Raw genomic sequence first — 23,143 nt, 5'->3', positions numbered from 1 at the left:
TTTATGGATTTAGCTCATCAGGCATCCTTGTGTAAGTAGGTTTAAGGATACGGCTCCTACGTTCCCTAGGGCTAAGTGTTTTCTTTGACGCCCTCTGAAGAACCGGCTGAGCATCCCACCAGTCACACACGGCGCTATCTCAAGTAGGTGCTCAAGCAGCATCCTCCTCAGCCCATGGCGGCTTGATTGATGCAGCTCTCGCGTCACACCACCTTGTGATGGCTGTGATTCTCTTGAGTCATTCTGCTGCAACGGAGTTCGGATCCAGATAGATCGCGTAGGCGCCGCTATGGATAGGTGCACTTGCTTCCGCATCCAGAGCGATTCCGCGGACCTGATCTGGCATGGCTGGTCTCTACGTTCTGCACCTGCATTTGCATGGTTTGTTTCGAGGCCACGACCTCGAATTGGGTCGGGATGCGGACACCGGTGGCCAGACCACCTACGTGCTGGAGCTGGCCCGCAGCCTGGCGCTGCGGCCGGAGGTGGAGCGGCTGGAGGTGGTGACGCGGCTGATCCAGGATCGTCGCGTCTCGGCTGATTACGCCAAGCCCTGGGAGTCGCTCGGCCCCCACGCTGCCATCCGTCGCCTGAGCTTCGGTCCACGCCGCTACCTGCGCAAGGAGCTGCTCTGGCCCCATCTCGATGAACTGGCCGATGCCCTGGCCGAAAGCCTGCTGGCGCAGGATCAATTGCCTGATTGGATCCATGCCCACTACGCCGATGCCGGTTATGTGGGGGCGCTGTTGCGCCGCCGCTTGGGCATTCCCCTGGTGTTCACGGGCCATTCCCTGGGCCGCGAAAAGCGGCGGCGATTGATTGATGCCGGCCTCGATCCCCGCCAGATCGAGGAGCACTACGCCATGGCCCGGCGGATCGATGCCGAGGAGCTGGCCCTGGCCCACAGCAATCTGGTGGTGACCAGCACCCGCCAGGAGTTGGAGGTGCAGTACGCCCGCTACGGCCGTTTCTGTGCGAAGCAGGCCGCCGTGATTCCGCCTGGCGTGGACATGCGCCAGTTCTTTCCGCCCCAGGCGGGCCTGCAGGAACCTGCCGTTGAAACGCTGATCGAGCCGTTTCTGCGCGATCCGGCCAAACCGCCGGTGCTCGCCATCTGCCGCGCTGACCACCGCAAGAACATTCCTGCCCTGGTGGAGGTGTTTGGTCGCTCTGAGCGGCTGCGCCGGCAGCACAACCTTGTGCTGTTGCTCGGCTGCCGCAACGACCCTCGCCAGCTTGAGAAGCAGCAGCGGGAGGTGTTCCAACAGGTGTTTGAACTGGTGGATCGTTTCGATCTCTACGGCCAGGTGGCCTACCCGAAGCAGCACGAGCGTCACCAGATTCCGTCCATCTACCGCTGGGCCTCACGCCTGGGCGGCGTGTTCGTCAATCCGGCCCTCACCGAACCCTTCGGCCTCACCCTGCTGGAGGCCGCGGCCTGCGGTGTGCCCATCGTTGCTACCGATGACGGTGGCCCCAAGGACATCCTGGCCCGCTGCCAGAACGGCTTGTTGGTGGACGTGTCCGATCTGGATGCCTTGCAGCAGGCCCTGGAGGACAGCCTGGCCCGCCCGGAGCGCTGGCGCCGCTGGCGTGACAATGGAGTGGAGGCCGTCAGCCGCTCGTTCAGCTGGGATGCCCATGTGAACCACTACCTCGGGGCCGCGACGGCTGCTGCCCATCAGGCCGCCAGCCTGCGGCCCAGCCGTTGGTTTCAACAGGGAGAAACGGGGCCGTCGGCGTGCCCCGAGCGCCTGCTGGTGCTCGATCTGGACGCCAGCCTGGCCCATCCCGATGCCGGCAGCCTGGCGGAGTTGCGCCGTCGCCTGCAGGCCGAACCCCAGTTGGGCATTGGTGTCACCAGCGGCCGCGCGATCCGGGCGGCCCGGCAGCGTTTCGCCGAGTTGCATCTCCCCGAGCCCTGTTTGTGGATCACCCAGGCCGGCACCGAAATTCACACCCGTTCGCCCCAGGGCCCTGTGCCCGACCATCACTGGCAGCGCCACATCGGCCGCCGTTGGAGTTGGGATGCCGTGGCGGCGGCGATGGCGGCTCTCGAACCGCGGCTGCGGCTGCAGGACCCCGCCCAGCAGGGACCCTTCAAGGTGAGTTTTCTGCTGCAGGAACCCGACCAGGGCATCCTGCCGGTGGTGCGCCAAACCTTGCAGCAGCACCATCTGCCGGCCCGTCCCCACCTGTTCCAGCATTGGTACCTCGACGTGCTGCCGCTCACCGCCTCGAAAACCGAGGCTCTGCGTTACATCGCCCTGCGCTGGCAGCTGCCCCTCACCGCGATCCTGGTGCAGGCCAGCCAGCAGGGGGATGGGGAGTTGCTGCGGGGCCTGCCCTGCGGGGTGGTGCCGGATGATCACGATCCGGCCCTGGAAAGCCTGCGCAACCACCGGCGCGTGTTCTTCGCCTCCACCCCCCAGGCCTGGGGCTTGCTGGAGGGTCTGGATCACCACCGCTTCCTGCGGCGTTAGGGGCTTTCGACGCCCGCGTAGTGGCTGTTGCCGTCCGGCATCCAGTAGCTCAGGTCGTTGTGCCAGAACAGCCGGCCCGGCAGCTGGCGGGTGCTCAGCTTGGTGCCGGCCATGGCCGTGAGCAGCTGGCCCATCTCCACCGGGGAGAGATCGGTTTTGACATCCTCGCCGGCGATCTTCAGCAGCTGCGGCAGCTGGGCCAGCGTGGCCGGTTGGGCCAGTTTGCGGAACACTTCGGCGAGCACCAGTTTCTGCCGTTCCATCCGGCCCAGGTCGCCCATTTCATCGTTGCGGAAGCGCAGGAAGCCCTCCAGCAGCTCGCCCTTCAGCACCTGCCGCCCGGGGTAGAGGTCGATGTAGAGGTTTTGGGCGTTGTCGACGTAGTACATCCGCTTGGGCACATCCACCTCAACGCCGCCGAGGGCGTCGGCCAGGTGCTCCACGGCCCGCAGGTTGACACGCATGTAGCGGTCGACCGGGGCACCGATCAGGGTCGTGAGCTCCTGCTTCAGGGCCCCGATGCCGCCGAAGGCAAACAGGGCATTGGCCTTGAGCACGCCGTAGTCGGCTGATTCCACGAAGGTGTCCCGTGGCACCTGGGTGAGCTGGGTGAGCCCGTCTTTGAGCTCCACGGTGAACATCACATCGGTGTTGTCGCCAACTTTGTCGGTGCCGATCACCACGATGCGCCGCGCGCCCAGGCCGAAGGGATTGATCAGGCTGGTGAGCTGCTGGGGCCCTTGCAGCAGCGCTGCCATTGCTCCCGAGACCAGTTGGGGCAGGGGCCCGGCCAGGCCGTAGCCCAGGGCGATTCCCAGGGCAAAGGGGAGCAGCGGTGGCCGGCGCCGCCGGGCCGACGGAGAAATCTGACCCGTGGTCGTTTGGCGTTGCTCGCGCCCAGGCTGGCGTTGTTCGCGGGCTGTTTGGCTGTTTTCGCGCAGGTTGCGCAGGTCGGTGACCACAGCCCCGCGGCTGCTGTCGCGTCGGTTGCGACGCGGGCGGGGTTGGGCCTGACTCATGACGGCTCTTGCTGGGCGCACCTTAAGGGCCGGATCCCTGCCGCACCAGGGGGTCAGCGCCGCTTGCTCAGCTGGAGGGTCGTACCGCGATGCGGGCCGCGGTGCCATCGGCCTTGCGACGGGCTTCCGTTTCACTGCTGCCGCGCGCCAGGGCCACGCCCATGCGCCGCTGGGGCCGGGCCTCGGCCTTGCCGAACAGCAGCACCTGGGTGTCCTCCTCCGCCAGGGCCTCGGCAACGCCGGCGTAAGTCACCGGGGTGCCTGCCGCTTCGGCCAGGATCACCCTGCTGGCCGCGGGCCCAAGGCTGCGGATGGCCGGGATCGGCAAGCCCAGCACCGCCCGCAGGTGCAATTCAAATTCGCTGAGGTTCTGCCCCATCAGGGTCACCAGGCCGGTGTCGTGGGGGCGGGGCGAAAGCTCGGAGAACACCACTTCCAGCTCTCCAGCGGCGGTGCGGCAGAGGAAAAACTCCACGCCGAACAGGCCGGCGCCGCCCAGGTTGTCGGTGACGGCCTGGGCCATGGCCTGGGCGACTGCCAGGGCTTCCTCGGGCATGGCGGCCGGCTGCCAGCTGCATTGGTAGTCGCCCCGCTCCTGGATGTGGCCGATCGGCGGGCAGAAGAGTGTTGGCCCCGTCCACTGCTTCACGGTGAGCAGGGTGATCTCCAGCTCGAACTGCAAAAACTCCTCCACGATCACCTGGGCCCCTTCCCCCCGGGCGCCGGCCATGGCTGCTTCCCAGGCCGCGGCGATGCCCTCGGGGCCCTGCACCACGCTCTGGCCCTTGCCAGAGGAGCTCATCACCGGCTTCACCACCACCGGCCAACCCAGGGGCGCAGCGGCGGCGGCCAGCTCTGCGGCGCTGCGGGCATAGGCGAAGCGGGCGGTGCGCAGGCCCAGCTCCGTGGCAGCCAGATCGCGAATCCGGTCGCGGTTCATCGTCACCGCCGTGGCCCGGGCGGTGGGGATCACGGTGATGCCCTCAGCCTCCAGCTCCGCCAGGGCATCCACGGCCAGGGCCTCAATCTCCGGGATCACCAGGTTGGGCTGGTGGCGGCGCACCACGGCCTTGAGGGCCTCGGCATCGGTCATGGCGATCACCTCGGCCACATCGGCCACCTGCATCGCCGGGGCGCCGGCGTAGCGGTCGACGGCGATCACGCGGCAGCCCAGGCGCTGGGCGGCGATGGCCACCTCCTTGCCCAGCTCTCCGCTGCCCAGCAGCATCAGGGTGGCGGGCAGGCAGGTGGGGGCAGGTGAGGGCATGGTCGGTGTCCGGGACGGGCACCGGACAGCAAGATGGAGCCGATCTTCCTGCACACCGGGGCGCACTGATGGGTTGGCTGTTGGATTTGCCCCTGGGTTTCAGCACCGCCGGGGACGCCGCCAACGGGTTGTTGTTCGGCTGGGATATCGCCACCCTGCAGAAGTGGGCCCTGATTTATCTCGGGCTCTCCTCGCTGGCCTTTGTGGTGGTGTGGGTGGTCGGCTACCTGCGCCGGGGTTAGGGGAGATCCCTCAGGGCAGCAGGGTGAGCTGGCGCACGGGCGATTCCTCATTGATGAAGCCGTAGGCCTCAAACACCGTTGGGTCGGGATGGGTGATGTGCTGGCCATCGCTGTGCCGTTCCAGCTGGAACCCCTCGCTGGCCATGCGACGCATCAGGGCGGCCGCCTCCTCGAAGCGGGAGGCCATGGCCGCCAGGCTGGCGCAGTCGGAGCTGAGGCCGGTGTCCTTCCAGGTGAAGTAGGCCATGGGATCAGGCGCGATGGCAGGGCTCAGGGCAGCAGCACCAAACCCACTCCCACCAGTAGCAGGCTGGCGATCCAGAACCGGATCACCACGACCTGTTCGTTCAGGCCCCCCAGCTCGAAGTGGTGGTGGAGCGGCGCCATCCGAAACAGCCGCCGGCCCTGGCCCGTGGTGGGGTTCTTGGTGGCCTTGAACACCCACACCTGCAGGATCACCGAGAGGGATTCGGCTAGGAACACCCCACCCATCACCAGCAGCGGCCAGAGGCTGTTGGAGAGCAGGGCCACAGCGCTGAGGGCGGCCCCCATCGCCAGGGACCCGGTGTCGCCCATGAACAGCCGGGCGGGATGGCGGTTGTGGGCCAGAAAGCCCAGCCAGCAGCCGGCCATCGCAGCGCAGAAGCCGGCCAGGGAGGCATCGCCTTCATGGCCGCGCAGCATCAGCTGCAGCCCCAGGCCGGTGAACACCACGGCGCCGCAACCCGCCGCCAGGCCGTCGAGGCCGTCGGTGAGGTTGGTGGCGTTGCTTTCGGCCAGAAACACAAACAATCCCAGCGGCCAGATCAGCACTCCGATCGGCAGCACCCAGCCCAGGGGCAGCGCAATGTCGCCGGGTGAGGCGCCCCCCAGCCACTGACCAGTGGCGGCCCAGACCAAAAACAGCAGGGCTGCTCCCGCCTGGAGCAGCAGTTTGCCCCGGGGGGTGAGACCGGTGTTGGTGCGGCGGGTGAGGCTGCGCCAGTCGTCGATGGCGCCGATGGCCAGATAGGCCAGGGTGACGGCGGCGACGGCCAGCAGCCGTGGATCACTCGGGGTGATCAGGCCACCCACCAGCACCCCCACCGGCACCACCAGCAGCCCACCCATGGTGGGGGTGCCCGCCTTGCTCAGGTGAGCCTGGGGTCCCTCGTCGCGGATCACCTGGCCGAGCTTGAGCTCCCGCAGCCGCGGTACCCCCCAGGCCGTGACCCCGGCGCTGATCAGGCCGGCCAGCAGCAGGGGGGGGGTGAGCTGGGCTGCGCGGGCTTGCCAGTCGCACACCACGCAGGCCAGCAGGAGCACAAGGGCCAGCAGGATCGCGCTGACCTGACTGCTGGGCTTGGAGGACGCAAGCAAGGTCTTGGGACGACGGGCGTCCCAGTTTCCCTTGTTTGCGCCGTTCGCCCCAGCCTCAATCTTCCCAGTTTTCGTCCTGCTGCTCGTCGTCTTTGTTGTAGTCCTCCTTCTCCCCCATCAGCGCCGAGAGCTCTTCCTCTTCCACCGTGCTCACGTCGGTGCTGGCGGTTTCCTCGTCGGCCACCAAGCGTCCACTGGTTTCCAACCAGCTCAGCAGGTCGGGCTCATCCCGCAGCGGCAGCACCGGTGCCGGCTCGCTGCGCCCGTAGCGGGTCAGCGAAGGGTTGATGGTGTCGAGTCGACTGCTGCCACTGGTCGCGAGTGTGCTCATACGTGTTGCTGACGATGGGTCTGCTGAAGACGGCTCTGCTGAAAACGGCTTTGCTGAAGACGGTTGCCTACGGAAAGCCTGGCTGGGCTTAGCAAGACCAATCAATCACCATAGCGTCAGCGTTGAAATTCCCTATGGCACCGATGGCTTCCAGCCCGTTGACGGGGGTTTTGCGGCTGTGGTCTCTGGCCCTGGCGATCAGTGCCCTGCTAGCCGCCGCCGGCCAGCGCTGGCCAGCCCCGTTGCCGGTGCAGCCGGCGCTGGTGTGGCTGCTGGTGCTGCTGCCGCCCCTGGCCGTGGGGCTCTGGTTGCTGGCCCGCTGGTCGCTGCCCGACCCCGACAGGGGAGAATCGTCCGATTGAGCGCATGGAGCGGCGTTGATGGGTCGGGCGAAGAAGGCGGTGCTGGCCTATTCCGGTGGTGTCGACACCAGCGTCTGCATTCCCTACCTGATGCAGGAATGGGGTGTGGAGGAGGTGATCACCTTCGCTGCCGACCTGGGTCAGGGTGATGAGCTCGAACCGATCCGCCAGAAGGCCCTCGACTCCGGCGCCAGCCAGTCGATCGTGGGCGACCTGATCGAGCCCTTCATCACCGAGTTCGCCTTCCCGGCGATCCGCGCCAATGCTCTGTATGAGGGCCGCTACCCGCTCAGCACAGCCCTGGCCCGGCCGCTGATCGCCCGTCGCCTTGTGGAGATCGCCCGGGAAGTGGGCGCCGATGCGGTGGCCCACGGCTGCACCGGCAAGGGCAACGACCAGGTGCGCTTCGATGTGGCCATCGGCGCCCTGGCGCCTGATCTGAAGGTGCTCACCCCGGCGCGCGAGTGGGGCATGAGCCGCGAGGAAACGATCGCCTACGGCGAGCGTTGCGGGATTCCCTCGCCGGTGAGCAAGAAGTCGCCCTACTCGATCGACCTCAACCTGCTGGGCCGCTCGATCGAGGCCGGCCCCCTAGAGGATCCCAACGTGGAGCCGCCCGAGGAGATCTACGCCATGACCCGCTCGGTGGACGACGCCCCGGCGGTGCCCCAGGTGGTGGAAATCGGCTTTGAGCAGGGCAATCCGGTGAGCATCGACGGTGTGCGCCTCGATCCGGTGAGCCTGATTCGCCGCGCCAACTCCCTGGCGGGCAGCCACGGCTTTGGTCGGCTCGACATGATCGAGAACCGGGTGGTGGGCATCAAGAGCCGCGAGATCTACGAAACTCCGGGGCTGTTGCTGTTGATCAGGGCCCACCAGGAGCTCGAGAGCCTCACCCTGGCGGCCGACGTGCTGCGCAGCAAGCGACAGCTGGAGCAGCAGTGGGCCGATCTGGTGTACCAGGGCCTTTGGTATGGCCCGCTCAAGGACGCCATCGACGGTTTCATCGAGCGCACCCAAGCGGTGGTGAACGGCTGCGTGCGGATCAAGCTGCACAAGGGCAACGCCACGGTGGTTGGTCGCAGCAGCGCCAGCAACAGCCTTTACGTGCCCGATATGGCCACCTACGACGCCGGCGATCAGTTCGACCACCGGGCCGCCGAGGGTTTCATCTACGTGTGGGGCCTGCCGACCCGTCTCTGGGCAGCCAACCAGCGCCGGCGTTAGGCCGCTCGGTTGCTGTTCAGTCCGAAGGCATGGAGTAGGGCTTGGCGCATCCGCGGCCGCTCCTGTTGACGGGGCATGAGCAGCGGTCGGCGGTTGGAATCCTGGGCGGGTTGCAGCTGAAGCAGGTGCTGGCGGAGGGTGGCGTTGTCATCGAGCAGCCGTTGCTGCTGCTCCAGCATTGGCTGCAGGCGCTGCCTGAACTTGTCTTCAAACAGGGCAGGAAGTTCTTCGAGCAGCGTTTGCATCGCCTGGAGTTCCTCGCGGGTCTTGGCGAGTTCCTGTTCCAGCGCCTCCCGGCGTTCCTGCTGCTGATGCCATGAAAAAACCGAAGGGACAGAAGACTGCCACTTCGGTTCTGGAGGAGATATCAGGGGGCCGACACCGTGCTCAGCAGCCGATGTTGTGGTCGGCTCTGCCTGCAAATCCGATTCAGATTGATGGCAATCCGGCTCCATGGATGGAGGTTACGGTCACGCCCGGCTTTGCACAAGCCGGGCTGAATGCCCTGCGGTCAAACGGCTGCGGCCGGTTCCATAGGGGCGGCTTCGCTGACGGCGCCAGGCAGGGTGCGTGGAGCAGGCATGGGGCCGTCCTGTTTGACGGTGAGGTAGCGGATCACGTCTTCGGAGAGGCGCATGGCGCGCTCGAGGGGTGCCACCTGCTGGCCGTCGCCGTTGTGGTTGAGCTGCACGTAGATGCCTTCGCGGTGCTTGGCGATCGAATAGGCGAGACGGCGCTTGCCGCGCATCTGGCAATCGAGCACTTCACCACCGGATTCAGTCACCAGGTCGCGGTACTTGGCGACATGGGTTTCCACCTCTTCCTCCGGAATGTCCGGACGAAGGATGTACATGGTCTCGTAATAGGGCTGCGTCATGGTCGCTTTGAAGGTGTCGCCTCAGGGTTTAGGCAGCGGCCAGCGGGCAGGCGCCCACCAGCGACGGATCAACCACCCTACAGCTGCATCCGCACTGCCTCGGAGAGGCTGGGGATGTCGGCGTCCTTGCCCCGCAGGTTCTGAACCACGGCGAACAGCACCAGCACCAGGATGCCGATGAACACGGTGTTGCTGAGGGTTTTGCCGACGAAATCCAGGGCGCCCAGCTGCAGCACCTGGAAGGCCAGGGTGACCAGCACCACCACGATGTCGATCAGGATCGCCTGCAGCACGTTGAAGCGGATCAGGTAAGGCACCTGGCTGTTGCGCACCACCGCCAGGAACAGCACCAAAAACAGCACTAGGCCGCCGAAGGGCACGACCTGCTCCAGCAGTGCCACCGGCAGCACCGGCACCCCCAGCCACTGCAGCGCCGGAAACAGGCCAAACAGGCCACGGCCAAAGGGGAAGGCGTCGCTCCAGGGCAGCAGGTAGGCCAGGGCGGCCAGCAGCCGTTGCCAGATCGGGGGTGCCTGCATCGCCTGGGTGCTGCTGTGGCTCCAAGGCTAAGGGCGGTTGTTGCCGCCGCTGAGTTGGGCCAGGGCCGCGGCTCGCATGGCTGTCACTGGCACCGTTTCAAGGCCGCTCCACAGGCGCAGGGCCGCCGCTCCCTGTTGCACCAGCATCTCCAGCCCATCGAGGCTGTGGCAGCCCCGGGCGCTGGCGGCCTGGAGCAGCGCCGTGGGCCGCGGCGTGTAGATCAGGTCGTAGACGGTGCTGCCGGGCCGGAGGGCCTCCAGCTCGGCCGGCCTGAGTGGGCTCTGCTGGGCCGCCTCTGGGTTGGTGGCTGATGCCATGCCCACCGGCGTGGTGTTGACCACCAGATCAGTCTGGGCCAGTGCGTTTTGGAGGGTTGCGGTGTGGGCATCCCAGGCCAGCCCCTGCACCTGCGGCGCCCAGCTGCGGCAGGGGCCCAGCAGACCCTCCAGGCGGGCGCTGCTGCGGCCGGCCACCGTGATGGCGCCGCAGCCCAGCTCCACCAGGGCGGCCACCACGGCCCGGGCGCTGCCGCCGCAGCCCAGTACCACGGCCCGTTGGCCTTGCCAGGCGCTGCCGCTGGCTTGCAGGGGGGCCAGGAAGCCGGTCACATCGGTGTTGTCGCCCAGCCAGCCGCCCTCTGGGTGCCGCACCAGGGTGTTCACCGCCCCCACCCGCTCGGCCAGGGGAGAAAGGCTGCAGCACAGCCGGGCCACGGCCTGCTTGTGGGGCAGGGTGACGTTGAGGCCGCGGCAATCCAGGGCCTCCAGCCCCCGCACCACCGTTTCCAGCTGCTCCGCCGGCGTGGGCAGCGCCAGGTACACCCAGTCGAGGTCCAGCTCCGCCAGGGCGGCGTTGTGCATCGTTGGCGAGAGCGAATGGCGCACCGGATCCCCAAGAACTCCAGCCAGGGCGGTGTGTCCGGAGATCGGCGTGGGCATGGACGAAAGCGTTGGCGGCAGGGGCTGTTCGGGAACCACACCTCGCCTGGGAAGGCCCCAGCTGCTGAAGATGCATCCAGTCCGATTCGTTCACCGTAAGGAGGTGGTAACCCATGGGCAAGGTCGTCGGTATTGACCTCGGCACCACGAACAGCTGCGTCGCCGTGATGGAGGGCGGCAAGCCCACGGTGATCGCCAACGCTGAAGGGTTCCGCACAACCCCCTCGGTGGTGGCCTACACCAAAAACCAGGATCAGCTGGTGGGCCAGATCGCCAAGCGCCAGGCGGTGATGAACCCCGAAAACACCTTTTATTCGGTGAAGCGCTTCATCGGCCGTCGCGTTGATGAGGTGAACGAAGAGTCGAAAGAGGTGAGCTATGGCGTGGAGAAGGCCGGCGCCAATGTGAAAGTGAAGTGCCCGGTGCTGAACAAGCAGTTCGCCCCCGAGGAAGTGAGCGCCCAGGTGCTGCGCAAGTTGGCTGAAGATGCCGGCAAGTACCTCGGCGAAACGGTCACCCAGGCGGTGATTACCGTGCCCGCCTACTTCAACGACTCCCAGCGACAGGCCACCAAGGACGCCGGCAAGATCGCGGGCCTTGAGGTGCTGCGCATCATCAACGAGCCCACGGCGGCGGCTCTGGCCTACGGCCTCGACCGCAAGAGCAACGAGCGCATCCTGGTGTTCGACCTGGGCGGCGGCACCTTCGATGTGTCGGTGCTGGAGGTGGGCGATGGTGTGTTTGAGGTGCTCTCCACCTCCGGCGACACCCACCTTGGCGGCGACGACTTCGACAAGGTGATCGTGGATCACCTGGCCGACAGCTTCAAGGCCAACGAGGGTATTGATCTGCGCCAGGACAAGCAAGCCCTGCAGCGCCTCACCGAGGCTGCTGAGAAGGCCAAGATCGAGCTCTCCAGTGCCACCCAGAGCGAGATCAACCTGCCGTTCATCACGGCCACTCCCGAGGGTCCCAAGCACCTCGATCTCACCCTCACCCGGGCCAAGTTTGAGGAGCTCGCCTCCAAGCTGATCGACCGCTGCCGCGTGCCGGTGGAGCAGGCCCTCAAGGACGCCAAGCTGTCTTCCGGCGAACTCGATGAGATCGTCATGGTGGGCGGTTCCACCCGCATCCCCGCGGTGCTGGAGCTGGTCAAGCGCGTCACCGGCAAGGACCCCAACCAGACCGTTAACCCCGACGAGGTGGTGGCCGTGGGTGCCGCCATCCAGGGCGGTGTGCTGGCCGGTGAAGTGAAGGACATCCTGCTGCTGGATGTCACCCCGCTTTCCCTCGGTGTGGAAACCCTGGGCGGTGTGATGACCAAGATGATCACCCGCAACACCACCATCCCCACCAAGAAGACGGAGACTTACTCCACGGCGGTGGATGGTCAAACCAACGTGGAGATCCACGTGCTTCAGGGCGAGCGCGAAATGGCCAGCGACAACAAGTCGCTCGGCACCTTCCGCCTTGATGGCATTCCCCCTGCCCCCCGCGGCGTGCCCCAGATCGAAGTCACCTTCGACATCGACGCCAACGGCATCCTCAGCGTGACGGCCAAGGACAAGGGCAGCGGCAAGGAGCAGAGCATCTCGATCACCGGTGCCTCCACCCTCAGTGAAAACGAGGTGGAGAAGATGGTGAAGGACGCGGAAACCAACTCCGCGGCCGATAAGGAGAAGCGCGAGAAAATCGACCTGAAGAACCAGGCCGAAACCCTCGTCTACCAGGCTGAGAAGCAACTCGGCGAACTGGGCGACAAGGTGGGCGCTGAGGACAAAGCCAAGGTGGAGGGGTTGTCCGCCAAGCTCAAGGAGGCGATCGCCAAGGACGACTTCGACACCATGAAGTCGGAACTCGAAACCCTGCAGCAGGCCCTCTATGCCGCCGGTGCCGCCGTGTACCAGCAGGCTGCAGGCGCTGAAGCCGGTGGCGCTGCTCCCGGAGGCAACGGTGCGGGCGCCGAGGCGGGCAGCGGTTCCTCCAGCGACGACGTCATCGACGCCGAGTTCACCGAGAGCAAGTGAGAAGGAGCACGTGAGCTTCGAGCCCCCCGGAAGGGGGGCTTTTTTGTTGGCCTTCCCCCTGGGGGAAGGGTTTTTGGTTCAGGCGCCCACGCCGGCCAGGGCCGCTTTCACCTTGGTGACCACCGGCGCGGGCAGGGGGATGTAGCCGAGGGCCGGAGCCTGCTGCTGGGCCGCGGCACTGAGGGCGTAGTTGAAGGCGCTCTGCAGGGCGGGCAGCTTGGCGCCATTGCCGGTCTTGTAGAGCAGCACCCAGGTGAAGGTGACGATCGGGTAGCCGGCGCTGGGGTTGGGATCGCTGCCGGTGAGATCGGCCCCCAGGTTGATCGTGGCCAGCGCCTCGCTGGCGCTGGCGGCATCAGGCAGGGCGTAGGCGCCCGAGCGGTTGGCGATCGCGGCCGCTTGGAGCACGCCCCGTACATAGGCTGCTTCCACGTAGCCGAGGCTGCCCTTGGTTTGCAGCAGGCTGGCGGCGACGCCCTCATTGCCCTTGGCGCCCACACCGGTGGGCCAGTTCACCGATTTGCCGACGCCGGGGCCCTGCTTCCAGCCGGGGCTGAAGGCGGCCAGGGAGTTGGTGAAGTTGTAGGTGGTGCCGGAGCCGTCGGAGCGCACCACCACCTGGATCGGCTGGTTGGCGCAGCCCAGCTGCTGGAAGTTTTTGATCTTGCCTTCAAAGATCTGCACCAGCTGGGTCTGGCTGAGCTTGAGGTTGCAGCCGGGCAGGTTGTAAGCCACGGCAATGGCGCCGGCGGTAAGGGGCAGTTGCACCACCCCGCGCTTGATCGCGGCGGCTTCGCTGGCCTCCAGGGGTTTGTCGCTGGCGGCGAAATCCACGGTGCCTGCCTGGAACTGGCGCACGCCAGCCCCTGAGCCCACCGACTGGTAGTTGACCCGGATCTTCTCCTGGCTGGCTAGATCGGCAAACCAGCGTTGGTAGAGACCCGCCGGGAAACTGGCTCCGGCGGCCTGGAGCGCCTGCCTGGTGCCACCACTGCTTGGGCCACCACCACCGCAGCTGCTCAGGTTGACCAGGGCCGCCATGCCGAGGACGGCCCCGGTGAGCGCGGTGGGGCGAAAGCGGGCGACGGCCATGGAGAGAGCGATCGAAACGGGTTGGTGGCAGTGGCTGAGGCGCCACGCCGGCAGGTTAGGGCTCCAGTTGATCGGCCACCCACTCCGCCGTGGCCGGGGCCAGCAGCACGCCGTTGCGGTAATGGCCACTGGCCAGCAGCAGGCCCGGTTCCAGCTGGGCGAGCAGTGGGGCGGGTTGGCCGATCGGATGGCTTCGGTGGCCTTGCCAGCGCCGGATGACCGCGGCCTGCTCGAGCCAGGCGGGGGCCGCGCCGCCCAACGCGCGCAGGTGGGCCAGGGCGGCTGGATCGGCCTGATCGCCGGGCTCCAGGGTTGCCCCCAGCCACAGCCGCCCGCTGCCAGGATCGCCGATGTTGGTTTGTGGCACCAGGTTGACTCCTTGCCACACCACGGCTCCGGGCCAGGGCCCAGGCGTGTCCCAGCTGGTGGGGGCTGCCAGCTCCAGTTCCAGCGCCTGGCCCAGCACCGGCTCCTGGGGCTGGTTGTGGCCGAGGGATGCGAGTAGGCCCGCACTGGCCACCCCGGAGCTCACCACCACCGCATCGGCCCGCAGGGTCTGATCGCTGCCGGTGTGCACCGTCCAGCCGCCGGCATGGCTCTCCAGCTGCTCGGCGCGATCGCAGATCGGCTGCAGGCCCAAGCGCAGCCCGTCTGCCAGCAGGGCAGCCATGGCGGTGCCCGGATCCAGTTGGCCGTCGGCGGGGGAATAGAGGCCGCCCACGGCCCCTGCCGGCAGGGCCGGTGCCAGGGCGTCGAGCTGGGTCTGGCCCCAGAGCTCCAAGGGCAGGCCCTGACGCTGGCGGCTGGCCACCAGGCGTTGCTGGCGCTCCAGATCGTCGGCGCCGCTGGCCAACAGCAGCAGCCCCGGTCGCCAGGCCAGTGGCCAGCCCTGGGCTCCCAGCTGCTGGCGCCAGTCGCCCCAGAGGCTCAGGCTGCGCTGGCGCAGGCGCCAGCCGCGGCCGCTACTGCGGTGAAACGCCTGGGCCATCAGCACCCCCAGGGCCGCCCAGCTGCCGGAGTTGGGATCTGGGCTGCCGTTCAGGCCGGGATCGAGCAGCTGCACCTGGTGGCCGCGCTGCTGGAGCTGCCAGGCACAGGCCCGGCCCACCAGACCCGCACCCACAACCACAACGGATCGGGGCCGGGCTGATCGGGGTGGGTCCCCCGGTTGGATCAAACCTGCTTCAGGTCTTCCTGCACCTGGGCGGGCAGCACCTGGGCATACAGGCCGAAGCCGCTGGCCACCTTGATGTAGGCCTTGCGCAGCTTGTCGCCATCCTGGAGGCGGGCGGCCTCATCGAGCTGGGCCAGGGCGGTTTTGAGAGCTGCTGCGCGCTGTTCAGCTTCGGGGCGGTCGGCGGGAAGCAGACGCTGGTTGATGTAGCTCATCTCCCGGCCCACCTCCTGCATGGGGCCGTGGATCAGGTTGGCGGTGAACACCCAGTTGCGGTCATTCACCAGGGCGGCCAGCTCGGGCAGGCGGTTGCGAGCGGCCAGGAAGCCCTCGGCTTGCCGCTCGATCAGGGCCATGTCCTCCGGGCTGATGGTTGGGGGCTTTTTGCTCTGGCCGCCGTCGCAGGCGGTGAGGCCCAGGCAGAGCACGGCCGCCATGGCAAGCACCACCAAGCGGCGCAGCTGCTGGGCGAGCGCAGCGGTCGCCGTAGAGATCACCGCAGGGATCCGGGCAGAAGCCATCACCATCACCAACACCTGATTCGTGGCGCTGAGTGTATCGGTGCCCCCTGGCCCAAAGCCCCTCTCTGTAGCCCCTCGCAACCTGTTGGCGGCACCTCGGGTGCTACGTCTGCAGTTGACGTCGCGCGCGGCCATGTCTGCACCCACCGCCATCCTTCAGGTGATCTGCCCAGATCGCCCCGCCCTGGTGAGCGAGCTCTCGGGCTGGGTGGCGGCCAATGGCGGCAACATCCGTCATGCCGACCACCACACCGATCTGGGCGCCGGCCTGTTTCTGAGCCGTATTGAGTGGGCGCTGGATGGCTTCGGCTTGCCTCGAGAGGCGATTGCGCCGGCGGTGGCGGCTCTGGCCGAGCGGCTGGGCGGCGAGGGCCAGGTGCACTTCTCCGATGAGCTGCCGCGGGTGGCGATCTTCGTGAGCAAGCAGGATCACTGCCTGGTGGACCTGCTCTGGCGCACCCGGGCCGGTGAGCTGCCGATGACCGTGCCGCTGGTGGTGTCGAACCACCCCGACCTTTGCGCGGTGGCGGAGGGCTTCGGTGCCACCTACGTGCATCTGCCGATGAGCGTTGGCAGCAAAGAAGAGGCCGAGCAGGCTCAACTGCAGCTGTTGGCTGACCACCAGATCGAGCTGGTGGTGCTGGCCAAATACATGCAGGTGCTCAGTCCCAGCTTCCTGGCCCGTTTCCGCGGTGAGGGCAGGCAGGGGCATCAGGTGATCAACATCCACCACTCCTTCCTGCCGGCCTTCAAGGGCGCCCAGCCGTATCACCGTGCCTGGGAGCGGGGCGTGAAGCTGATCGGCGCCACGGCCCACTACGTGACCGAGGAGCTGGACGGCGGCCCGATCATCGAGCAGGCCACGGTGCATGTGAGCCACCGCGACGACGTGGACGACCTGATCCGCAAGGGCCGCGACTGCGAGCGCCTGGCTCTCGCAAGGGCCCTGCGGCTGCACCTCTGCCGTCAGGTGATGGTCTATCGCGGGCGGACGGCGGTGTTTGATTGAGGCCTGGGTCGGGCTTCAGCGCGATTCGCCCAGGGCTTCGCTGCGGTGTTTGGCCAGGGTGGCTGTCGGTAGGGGGCCTTCCAGGTGCACCCAGGGCAAGACGCGATCTTGATTCCAGGTGATGTGGATCACGTCGTCCCAGGGAGGTGGAGCTTCGGGTCCGGAGCGGCTGGTCTCCACTGCGGCCCGGTAGGCCTGCTTCCAGCCCCCCAGGCTTTCGTGACGGCCCCTGGCGGCGGCGATCACCGGGGCCAGGCGCCGGTCGCTGCGCGATAGCAGTGCTTGGATCACGCTCCAGCCGTAGCTTTCAGGGCGCAGCTCGATGCCCTTGGGCTTGAGCCGCTTGGCCAGCAGCTTCAGGCGCTTGTCGGCCTCGGGCCGCACCCCCTGCCACTGGAACGGCGTGTGGGCCTTGGGCACGAAGGTGCTCACCCCCAGAGAGAGCCGTAGGCCCGGTGTCGCTTTTTTCAGCGCCAGCAGCAGCTCGGCGGTGGCCTCCACATCCGTGTCTTCCTCTTTGGGCAACCCCACCATTCCGTAGAGCTTCAGGCCAGTGAGGCCACCCTCCTTGGCGTAGCGGGCCGCGGCGTAGATCTCCTCGGTGGCCAGCTTCTTGTTCACCACCTGGCGCATGCGCTCGCTGCCGCTCTCAATCGCGATCGTGAGCGACTTGCTGCCCCGTTTGGCCAGGATCCGGCCCAGCTCGGGCGTCACCGTGGCGGCCCGCACCGAGCTCACGCTGACGCGGGTGCCCTCGAAGCGGTCCCCATCCAGCCACTGCAGCAGCTCGCCAAATTGGGGGTGCTGGGTGACGGAGGCCCCCAGCAGGCCGAGGCGCTGGGTGGCAGCCAGGCCCTTCTCCACCGCCGGGATCAGGCCGTCGTCGAGGCTGGGGGTGCGGAAGGGCAGGGTGAGGTAGCTGGCCAGGCAGAAGCGGCACAGTTCCGGGCAGCTGCGCACCACCTCCACCATGTGGATCGAGGGCCAGGCCGCCTCCGGGGTGATCACGGCCGAATGGCTCAGGGTGTTGCCGCGCCAGGTTTGCTTGGCCACCGTGGCTGGGATGCCGGGCTCGGTGGGCTCTACGGCGAGCAGCTCGCCATCGGCGCCGTAGCGGGGCGCGTAGAGGCTCGGCACATAGACGCCCGGCACCTGGGCCATCTGCCGCAGCCGTTCGGCCCTCGGGGCGCCGCGGTGCTGTTGCAGCGCATCCACAAAGGCGGGCAGCAGCAGTTCGCCATCGCCCAGCAGCACCACATCGAAGAAGGGTGCCAGGGGCTCGGGGTTGGCCGTGAGCACGGGGCCACCGCCGAACACGATCGGGTCGCTCTCGCCCCGTTCGCTGGCCCAGATCGGAATGCGCTGCTGCTCCAGCAGATCCAGCAGCACCGGGCCGTCGAGCTCCCAGCTCAGTGACAGGCCAAAGAGATCACAGTTCCGGTGCGGCGGGTCGCCCTGGTCGGTGAACAGGCGACGCACATCCACGTCGGCGCGTTGCGCAAGGGTGGCCCACACCACTTGGTAGCCCAGGCTGGTGATGCCCACCGTGTAGGTGCTGGGAAAGGCCAGCACCGTCCGCAGCGCCCCGGCCTCAGGCTGGGCGGGCTCAAACAGCAGGGTTTCCTGGTTCAGGTGAGACGCCGGACGGGGACCTCCAGCGTCTCACCCAACAGTTCACACCTCCGTCAGCACCTTCGCCTCGTCTTCGGCGCTCACCACCCGGCCCTGGTCCTCGAAGCCTTCGATCTGGTCGAAGTTGAGGTAGCGGTAAAGCTCGGCGCCGTAGGGATCGATCTTCGCGGCCGCGATTGCCAGATAGTCCTCCTTTGAGGGGATGCGGCCCAGCTGGGCGCACACCGCCGCCAGTTCAGCGCTGCCCAGGTACACCTGGGCACCATTGCCGAGCCGGTTGTTGAAGTTGCGGGTGCTGGTGGAGAACACGGTGGTGTTGTCGTCCACCCGGGCCTGGTTGCCCATGCACAGGGAGCAGCCCGGCATCTCCATGCGGGAGCCAGCCGCTTCGAAGATGGCGGTGTAGCCCTCTTGCTTGAGCATCTCCTCGTCCATACGGGTGGGCGGGCACACCCACAGGCGAGCGGCGTTCTGCCCTTGGCCGTTGAGCACGTTCGCGGCGGCGCGGTAGTGGCCGATGTTGGTCATGCAGCTGCCGATGAACACCTCATCGATGGGCGCCCCCTCCACCTCGCTCAAGGTTTTGACGTTGTCGGGGTCGTTGGGGCAGGCCAGGATCGGCTCGGTGATCTGGTCGAGATCGATCTCGATCACGGCGGCATACTCAGCATCGGCATCGGCCTCGAGCAGCACCGGATTGGCCAACCAGGCCTCCATCGCTTTGATGCGGCGCGCCAATGTGCGCGCATCGCCGTAGCCGCGGGCGATCATGTTTTTCAGCAGCGCCACATTGCTGCGCAGGTATTCGCTCACGGTTTCAACAGAGAGCTTGATGGTGCTGCCGGCGCAGGAGCGCTCTGCCGTGGCGTCGGTGAGTTCAAAGGCTTGCTCGAGCTTGAGATCGGGCAACCCCTCGATCTCCATGATCCGGCCGTTGAACACGTTCTGCTTGCCCTCCTTGGCCACCGTGAGCAGCCCCTGCTGAATGGCCACATAGGGGATGGCGTTCACCACATCGCGCAGGGTCACGCCCGGCTGCAGCTTCCCTGTGAATTTCACCAGCACCGATTCGGGCATGTCCAGCGGCATGGCGCCGATGGCGGCGGCGAAGGCCACCAGGCCGGAGCCGGCCGGGAAGCTGATGCCCAGGGGGAAGCGGGTGTGGCTGTCGCCGCCGGTGCCCACCGTGTCGGGCAGCAGCATGCGGTTGAGCCAGCTGTGGATGATGCCGTCGCCGGGGCGCAGGGCCACGCCGCCGCGCGAGGCCATGAAGTCGGGCAGTTCGGCGTGGGTCTTGAGGTCCACGGGCTTGGGATAGGCGGCGGTGTGGCAGAAGCTCTGCATCACCAGATCCGCGGAGAAGCCCAGGCAGGCCAGCTCTTTCATCTCATCGCGGGTCATGGGCCCGGTGGTGTCCTGGGAGCCGACGGTGGTCATCAGCGGCTCGCAGCTGGTGCCGGGGCGCACGCCGCTCAGGCCGCAGGCCTTGCCCACCATCTTCTGGGCCAGGGTGAAGCCCTTGCCGGTGTCGGCCGGGGCGCTGGGGCGGATGAACAGGTCGCTGGCGCTCAGCCCCAGCTGGGCGCGCACTTTGTCGGTGAGGGAGCGGCCGATCAGCAGGGGGATGCGGCCGCCGGCGCGCACCTCGTCGGTGATCGTGCTCGGCTTGAGCTCGAAGCGGGCCACGATCTCCCCGGCATTCGCTTCGCCCGCGGCGCGCTCAATCGTGCCGGCGTAGGGGCGGATCGTGATCACATCGCCGCTGTTGAGGGCGCTCACGTCGCACTCGATCGGCAGGGCGCCGGAGTCTTCGGCGGTGTTGAAGAAGATCGGCGCGATCTTGCCGCCGAGCACCACGCCGCCGCCGCGCTTGTTGGGCACGTGGGGGATGTCGGTGCCGGTGTGCCACAGCACCGAGTTGATGGCGGATTTGCGGGAGCTCCCCGTGCCCACCACATCGCCCACATAGGCCACCGGGTGGCCTTTGGTTTTGAGCTCCTTGATCAGCGCGAGGCCGCCGGGCATGCGGGTTTCCAGCATCGCCGTGGCGTGCAGGGGGATGTCCGGGCGGGTGGTGGCGTGGGTGGCGGGGGAGAGGTCGTCGGTGTTGGTTTCGCCCTCCACCTTGAACACCGTCACGGTGATCTCCGCCGGCAGCTCGGGCTTGGCGGTGAACCATTCAGCGGCGGCCCAGCTGTCGACCACACGCTGGGCGTAGGGGTTGCTGGCCGCCAGCTCCAGCACGTCGTGGTATGCGTCGTACACCAGCAGGGTGCAGCTCAGGCCTGTGGCGGCCGCCTCGGCGATGGCGGCATCGGCGCTGGCTAGCAGTGCGATCAGGGCGCCCACGTTGTAGCCGCCGATCATCGTGGCCAGCAGGCGCACGGCCTCCACGGGGCTCACCAGGGGGCTGATGGTTTTGGCCTGGGCCACGGCGCTGAGCCAATCGGCTTTCACATAGGCCGCTTCATCCACGCCGGGGGGGATGCGCTCACTCAGCAGGTGCAGCAGGAAGGATTCCTCGCCGGCGGGCGGGGCCTGCAGCAGCTCGGTGAGGGCCTGGGTCTGCTCAGCGCTGAGTGCCAGGGCCGGAATGCCCAGGGCCTCGCGCTCGGCCGCGGCGGCGCGGTAGCTGGAGAGGAAGCTGGCTGCAGACATGCCCGATCGCGTCAATCTGATATCCATTGTTCTTGGCGGCCGGTCCAGCGTTTGGTCGCAATCGCTGCTGACTAGGGTGGAAACCCCTGCGCGGCGCCGTTTCAACGGCATCAGGCCCATGACCACCACCACCTCCGACCTGCATGTGGTGGAAACACGGCCGCTGGTGCCCCCGGCGCTGTTGCATCGCGAATTGCCGATTACGGAGCGCTCGGCGGCCACCGTGCAGCAGGCCCGCCAGCGGATTCAGGCGATCCTGCATGGCCGTGATTCCCGGCTGTTGGTGATCGTCGGGCCCTGTTCGGTGCACGATGTGGCGGCGGCCAAGGAGTACGCCACGGCCATTGCTGCGGCCCAAGAGCGCTTCCAGGATGCGCTTGAGATCGTGATGCGGGTGTACTTCGAGAAGCCCCGCACCACCGTGGGCTGGAAGGGGTTGATCAACGACCCCCATCTCGATGGCAGCTATGACATCAACACGGGCCTGCGGCTGGCCCGCGGCCTGCTGCTGCACCTGGCGGAGATGGGTCTGCCGGCGGCCACCGAGTTGCTCGATCCGGTTGTGCCCCAGTACATCGCCGATCTGATCAGCTGGACCGCCATCGGCGCCCGCACCACCGAGAGCCAGACCCACCGGGAGATGGCCTCGGGTCTGTCAATGCCAATTGGTTTCAAGAACGGCACCGACGGCAGTGCCATCACCGCGGTCAATGCCATGGAGGCCGCGGCCCGGCCCCATCACTTTCTCGGCATCAATGGGGAGGGCCAAGCCGCGATCGTTACCACCACCGGCAATCCGGATGGCCACCTGGTGCTGCGGGGCGGCAAGCGGGGCACCAACTACCACCCTGAGGCCGTGGAGGAAGCCGCTGCGGAGCTGGCCAAGGCGGGCCTGCCCCCCCGGGTGATGGTGGATTGCAGCCACGGCAACTCCAACAAGGATTACCGCCGTCAGGGCGAGGTGGCGGTTCAGGTTGCGGAGCAACTGCGCGCGGGTTCCACCCACGTGATGGGGGTGATGCTCGAGAGCCATCTGGTGGCGGGCAACCAGAAGATCCCCACCGATCTTGCCCAGCTCACCTACGGCCAGAGCATCACCGATGCCTGCATCGATCTGGCCACCACCGGGTCGGTGCTCGACACGTTGGCCGAAGCGGTGCGGCAGTCCCAGGCGGCCCATCCCCTGGTGACGGTCTGAGCGGGTTGGTGATGCTTTAGCACTCGCAATTGCTGAGTGCTAATCAGCGAAGCGCAAAAAGTGGGCCTGCTGGCCAACCCTTTGGTGCAACAAGCATGCATCAGGCTTGTTAAGCAGTCCACAACAAAATGTTCTTTTTGAACAGCCATCTGTGCAGGGCTGGCTAGCCTGATGGCATCTCCAGGAGGTCAGTTCCATGGCCTATTTGTTGCAATTTTGTGGCGTGAGCGAACCGCTGCAGGTGTTCTATCTGGAACAGTCCTCGGGGCCTGTGTTTGCAGGGTTTCGTCCGTTTCAGCTGGATGGCCTGCTGGCCTGGGCTCAACAGGCGGGTGAGCAGCGGCACTGGGATCTGGAGGCCATCCATCAGGCCGTGCTGGAAGCCTGGATGGAGCGGGCCGACCTGATTCGTCAGTGGCAGCTGCGCCTCCGCGATGAACCGGCCGATCGGCTCGTGGTGGCTGGTCTGGGTACCCAGCGCGACTGGGAGCAGCGCTGTGAAGCCCTGCTGCTCAGCTGAGCCGTGCCCATAACCAACCTGTCGCCAAGGGCACGGTGAAGTTGTCGAGGCCCAGCACGGCCGCCTGCTCCAACAGCACCGCCACGGCGGCGATGGCTAGCAAGGCGCCCAGCGCCGGTTGGGGCAGCCCTGCCGCCTGGGCCCATTGGCGCACCACCAGCAGCATCGCCAGGCTGCCCAGGGCCATGGCCGTGGTGCCCACCACCGATTTGCGCTGACCCCAGATGTGCCAGCTCGGGGAGGCCACCAGCGGCCCCACCAATCCGGCCAGACCGTCCCCCACGGCCATCACCAGAACGCCCGCTGCGACCGCAGCCGGTTGCTGCGGCCAGAACAGCAGCAACAGCAGGGTGATCGAGGCCCCGTAGGCGATGGTGCCGTAGCTGGCGCGGCCGACATCTTCAATGGCAGGCAGCAGCCGGAAGCGGTGGTTGAGTGCGGCCAGCAGGGTGATCACCCCTGCCGCCGGCACTGCGATCAGGCGGTCGATGCCCAGGGCCCAGGCGATCGGCACCACGGCTCCGGTGCCGATGTGCACCAGCTTGCGGCTCCATTCCCGCTGGCCGTTCCAGCGGCGGCGCACCTGCAGCGCGGCCACAGTCAGCAGGGCTAGCCAGCTGGTGATGGCGGCAACACCCAGCAGCTGCTGCGGCCATCCGCCCACCAT

General features: G+C 67.2%; 23 protein-coding genes. 9 read left to right on the top strand and 14 right to left on the bottom strand.

What is annotated here, in order from left to right:
* Positions 1-344: 344 nt before the first annotated feature.
* The gene (locus tag KBY57_RS03600) at positions 345-2,483 is read left to right on the top strand and encodes an HAD family hydrolase (RefSeq protein ID WP_254994499.1); all 2,139 of its coding nucleotides are present in this window, start codon (positions 345-347) and stop codon (positions 2,481-2,483) included.
* On the opposite strand, the gene KBY57_RS03595 is transcribed toward KBY57_RS03600, so the two are convergent.
* Complete coding sequence (locus KBY57_RS03595; RefSeq protein WP_254994498.1) at positions 2,480-3,502, bottom strand: LCP family protein; 1,023 nt, start codon at positions 3,500-3,502, stop codon at positions 2,480-2,482. The two genes, KBY57_RS03600 and KBY57_RS03595, sit on opposite strands and share 4 nt — an antisense overlap.
* 67 nt (positions 3,503-3,569) lie before the next feature.
* Positions 3,570-4,769 (bottom strand): formate-dependent phosphoribosylglycinamide formyltransferase, encoded by a 1,200-nt coding sequence (gene purT / locus KBY57_RS03590; protein ID WP_254994497.1) that lies wholly within the window; start codon positions 4,767-4,769, stop codon positions 3,570-3,572.
* A 68-nt stretch (positions 4,770-4,837) separates the two neighbouring features.
* On the opposite strand from purT, the gene KBY57_RS03585 reads away from it, so the two are divergent.
* Positions 4,838-5,011, top strand: a complete 174-nt coding sequence (locus tag KBY57_RS03585; protein ID WP_254994496.1) for a cytochrome B6 — start codon at positions 4,838-4,840, stop codon at positions 5,009-5,011.
* Between the two features lie 10 nt (positions 5,012-5,021).
* Here the strand turns inward: KBY57_RS03585 and KBY57_RS03580 are convergent, their stop codons facing one another.
* Genes KBY57_RS03580 through KBY57_RS03570 form a run of 3 tightly spaced genes read right to left on the bottom strand, consistent with a single transcriptional unit; the run spans position 5,022 to position 6,701 of the window.
* Positions 5,022-5,258, bottom strand: a complete 237-nt coding sequence (locus tag KBY57_RS03580; RefSeq protein WP_094558947.1) for a hypothetical protein — start codon at positions 5,256-5,258, stop codon at positions 5,022-5,024.
* Between the two features lie 23 nt (positions 5,259-5,281).
* Positions 5,282-6,370 (bottom strand): phospho-N-acetylmuramoyl-pentapeptide-transferase, encoded by a 1,089-nt coding sequence (gene mraY / locus KBY57_RS03575; protein WP_254994495.1) that lies wholly within the window; start codon positions 6,368-6,370, stop codon positions 5,282-5,284.
* A gap of 55 nt (positions 6,371-6,425) precedes the next feature.
* Positions 6,426-6,701 carry a DUF3134 domain-containing protein gene (locus tag KBY57_RS03570; RefSeq protein WP_094558945.1) on the bottom strand — a complete coding sequence of 92 codons (276 nt, stop codon included), beginning with the start codon at positions 6,699-6,701 and terminating at the stop codon, positions 6,426-6,428.
* Between the two features lie 143 nt (positions 6,702-6,844).
* On the opposite strand from KBY57_RS03570, the gene KBY57_RS03565 reads away from it, so the two are divergent.
* The 3 genes from KBY57_RS03565 to KBY57_RS03555 all read left to right on the top strand — a co-directional run bounded on the left by KBY57_RS03565 (position 6,845) and on the right by KBY57_RS03555 (position 8,610).
* On the top strand, positions 6,845-7,063 hold the full coding sequence (locus KBY57_RS03565) for a hypothetical protein (protein WP_254994494.1): 219 nt from the start codon (positions 6,845-6,847) through the stop codon (positions 7,061-7,063).
* 18 nt (positions 7,064-7,081) lie between these two features.
* Positions 7,082-8,290 (top strand): argininosuccinate synthase, encoded by a 1,209-nt coding sequence (locus KBY57_RS03560; RefSeq protein ID WP_254994493.1) that lies wholly within the window; start codon positions 7,082-7,084, stop codon positions 8,288-8,290.
* A 110-nt stretch (positions 8,291-8,400) separates the two neighbouring features.
* Complete coding sequence (locus KBY57_RS03555) at positions 8,401-8,610, top strand: hypothetical protein (RefSeq protein ID WP_254994492.1); 210 nt, start codon at positions 8,401-8,403, stop codon at positions 8,608-8,610.
* A gap of 191 nt (positions 8,611-8,801) precedes the next feature.
* Here the strand turns inward: KBY57_RS03555 and rpsF are convergent, their stop codons facing one another.
* The 3 genes from rpsF to KBY57_RS03540 form a co-directional block, all read right to left on the bottom strand.
* Positions 8,802-9,167: a 30S ribosomal protein S6 gene (gene rpsF, locus KBY57_RS03550; protein WP_254994491.1), complete on the bottom strand. Its 366-nt coding sequence runs from the start codon at positions 9,165-9,167 to the stop codon at positions 8,802-8,804.
* Positions 9,168-9,244: 77 nt separating this feature from the next.
* Entirely contained in the window at positions 9,245-9,706 is a 462-nt protein-coding gene (locus KBY57_RS03545; protein WP_254994490.1) for a Tic20 family protein, read from the bottom strand.
* Positions 9,707-9,733: 27 nt separating this feature from the next.
* Entirely contained in the window at positions 9,734-10,645 is a 912-nt protein-coding gene (locus KBY57_RS03540) for a shikimate dehydrogenase (RefSeq protein WP_254994489.1), read from the bottom strand.
* A gap of 113 nt (positions 10,646-10,758) precedes the next feature.
* Here KBY57_RS03540 and dnaK point away from each other — a divergent pair, with 113 nt between their 5' ends.
* Complete coding sequence (dnaK, locus tag KBY57_RS03535; protein WP_254994488.1) at positions 10,759-12,672, top strand: molecular chaperone DnaK; 1,914 nt, start codon at positions 10,759-10,761, stop codon at positions 12,670-12,672.
* Positions 12,673-12,750: 78 nt separating this feature from the next.
* Here the strand turns inward: dnaK and pstS are convergent, their stop codons facing one another.
* From pstS to psbQ, 3 genes are read right to left on the bottom strand one after another with little or no spacing between them, the layout of a single operon-like run.
* On the bottom strand, positions 12,751-13,764 hold the full coding sequence (gene pstS, locus KBY57_RS03530) for a phosphate ABC transporter substrate-binding protein PstS (RefSeq protein WP_254994487.1): 1,014 nt from the start codon (positions 13,762-13,764) through the stop codon (positions 12,751-12,753).
* A 55-nt stretch (positions 13,765-13,819) separates the two neighbouring features.
* On the bottom strand, positions 13,820-14,893 hold the full coding sequence (locus KBY57_RS03525) for an NAD(P)/FAD-dependent oxidoreductase (RefSeq protein WP_254994486.1): 1,074 nt from the start codon (positions 14,891-14,893) through the stop codon (positions 13,820-13,822).
* A gap of 44 nt (positions 14,894-14,937) precedes the next feature.
* Positions 14,938-15,459: a photosystem II protein PsbQ gene (gene psbQ / locus KBY57_RS03520; protein ID WP_094559199.1), complete on the bottom strand. Its 522-nt coding sequence runs from the start codon at positions 15,457-15,459 to the stop codon at positions 14,938-14,940.
* A 133-nt stretch (positions 15,460-15,592) separates the two neighbouring features.
* On the opposite strand from psbQ, the gene purU reads away from it, so the two are divergent.
* Positions 15,593-16,468 (top strand): formyltetrahydrofolate deformylase, encoded by an 876-nt coding sequence (gene purU / locus KBY57_RS03515; RefSeq protein ID WP_254994485.1) that lies wholly within the window; start codon positions 15,593-15,595, stop codon positions 16,466-16,468.
* A 15-nt stretch (positions 16,469-16,483) separates the two neighbouring features.
* On the opposite strand, the gene KBY57_RS03510 is transcribed toward purU, so the two are convergent.
* Together KBY57_RS03510 and acnB are read right to left on the bottom strand one after the other, a co-directional pair.
* The gene (locus KBY57_RS03510) at positions 16,484-18,040 is read right to left on the bottom strand and encodes a B12-binding domain-containing radical SAM protein (RefSeq protein ID WP_254994484.1); all 1,557 of its coding nucleotides are present in this window, start codon (positions 18,038-18,040) and stop codon (positions 16,484-16,486) included.
* A 102-nt stretch (positions 18,041-18,142) separates the two neighbouring features.
* A complete protein-coding gene (acnB, locus tag KBY57_RS03505; protein WP_254994483.1) occupies positions 18,143-20,758 on the bottom strand; it encodes a bifunctional aconitate hydratase 2/2-methylisocitrate dehydratase in 2,616 nt (871 codons plus the stop codon).
* Positions 20,759-20,876: 118 nt separating this feature from the next.
* Between acnB and KBY57_RS03500 the strand changes: the two genes are divergently transcribed.
* Positions 20,877-21,956: a 3-deoxy-7-phosphoheptulonate synthase gene (locus KBY57_RS03500; RefSeq protein WP_254994482.1), complete on the top strand. Its 1,080-nt coding sequence runs from the start codon at positions 20,877-20,879 to the stop codon at positions 21,954-21,956.
* 196 nt (positions 21,957-22,152) lie between these two features.
* The gene (locus KBY57_RS03495) at positions 22,153-22,476 is read left to right on the top strand and encodes a hypothetical protein (RefSeq protein WP_254994481.1); all 324 of its coding nucleotides are present in this window, start codon (positions 22,153-22,155) and stop codon (positions 22,474-22,476) included.
* On the opposite strand, the gene KBY57_RS03490 is transcribed toward KBY57_RS03495, so the two are convergent.
* Complete coding sequence (locus KBY57_RS03490; protein ID WP_409996395.1) at positions 22,469-23,140, bottom strand: diacylglycerol/polyprenol kinase family protein; 672 nt, start codon at positions 23,138-23,140, stop codon at positions 22,469-22,471. The two genes, KBY57_RS03495 and KBY57_RS03490, sit on opposite strands and share 8 nt — an antisense overlap.
* Positions 23,141-23,143 lie beyond the last annotated feature (3 nt).

Origin of the sequence: Cyanobium sp. Aljojuca 7D2, from assembly GCF_024346415.1 — a bacterium.
In the GTDB taxonomy this organism is placed as follows: domain Bacteria; phylum Cyanobacteriota; class Cyanobacteriia; order PCC-6307; family Cyanobiaceae; genus Cyanobium_A.
This window is presented reverse-complemented; position numbering and strand designations above follow the sequence as displayed.

Coding starts and splice junctions, on each gene's coding strand:
- KBY57_RS03600 (WP_254994499.1), top strand. CDS start 345: ATGGCTGGTCTCTACGTTCTGCACCTGCATTTGCATGGTTTGTTTCGA.
- acnB (WP_254994483.1), bottom strand. CDS start 20,758: ATGTCTGCAGCCAGCTTCCTCTCCAGCTACCGCGCCGCCGCGGCCGAG.
- KBY57_RS03560 (WP_254994493.1), top strand. CDS start 7,082: ATGGGTCGGGCGAAGAAGGCGGTGCTGGCCTATTCCGGTGGTGTCGAC.
- KBY57_RS03540 (WP_254994489.1), bottom strand. CDS start 10,645: ATGCCCACGCCGATCTCCGGACACACCGCCCTGGCTGGAGTTCTTGGG.
- KBY57_RS03565 (WP_254994494.1), top strand. CDS start 6,845: ATGGCTTCCAGCCCGTTGACGGGGGTTTTGCGGCTGTGGTCTCTGGCC.
- psbQ (WP_094559199.1), bottom strand. CDS start 15,459: ATGGCTTCTGCCCGGATCCCTGCGGTGATCTCTACGGCGACCGCTGCG.
- KBY57_RS03580 (WP_094558947.1), bottom strand. CDS start 5,258: ATGGCCTACTTCACCTGGAAGGACACCGGCCTCAGCTCCGACTGCGCC.
- KBY57_RS03495 (WP_254994481.1), top strand. CDS start 22,153: ATGGCCTATTTGTTGCAATTTTGTGGCGTGAGCGAACCGCTGCAGGTG.
- KBY57_RS03585 (WP_254994496.1), top strand. CDS start 4,838: ATGGGTTGGCTGTTGGATTTGCCCCTGGGTTTCAGCACCGCCGGGGAC.
- purU (WP_254994485.1), top strand. CDS start 15,593: ATGTCTGCACCCACCGCCATCCTTCAGGTGATCTGCCCAGATCGCCCC.
- rpsF (WP_254994491.1), bottom strand. CDS start 9,167: ATGACGCAGCCCTATTACGAGACCATGTACATCCTTCGTCCGGACATT.
- purT (WP_254994497.1), bottom strand. CDS start 4,769: ATGCCCTCACCTGCCCCCACCTGCCTGCCCGCCACCCTGATGCTGCTG.
- KBY57_RS03595 (WP_254994498.1), bottom strand. CDS start 3,502: ATGAGTCAGGCCCAACCCCGCCCGCGTCGCAACCGACGCGACAGCAGC.
- KBY57_RS03500 (WP_254994482.1), top strand. CDS start 20,877: ATGACCACCACCACCTCCGACCTGCATGTGGTGGAAACACGGCCGCTG.
- KBY57_RS03545 (WP_254994490.1), bottom strand. CDS start 9,706: ATGCAGGCACCCCCGATCTGGCAACGGCTGCTGGCCGCCCTGGCCTAC.
- dnaK (WP_254994488.1), top strand. CDS start 10,759: ATGGGCAAGGTCGTCGGTATTGACCTCGGCACCACGAACAGCTGCGTC.
- KBY57_RS03570 (WP_094558945.1), bottom strand. CDS start 6,701: ATGAGCACACTCGCGACCAGTGGCAGCAGTCGACTCGACACCATCAAC.
- pstS (WP_254994487.1), bottom strand. CDS start 13,764: ATGGCCGTCGCCCGCTTTCGCCCCACCGCGCTCACCGGGGCCGTCCTC.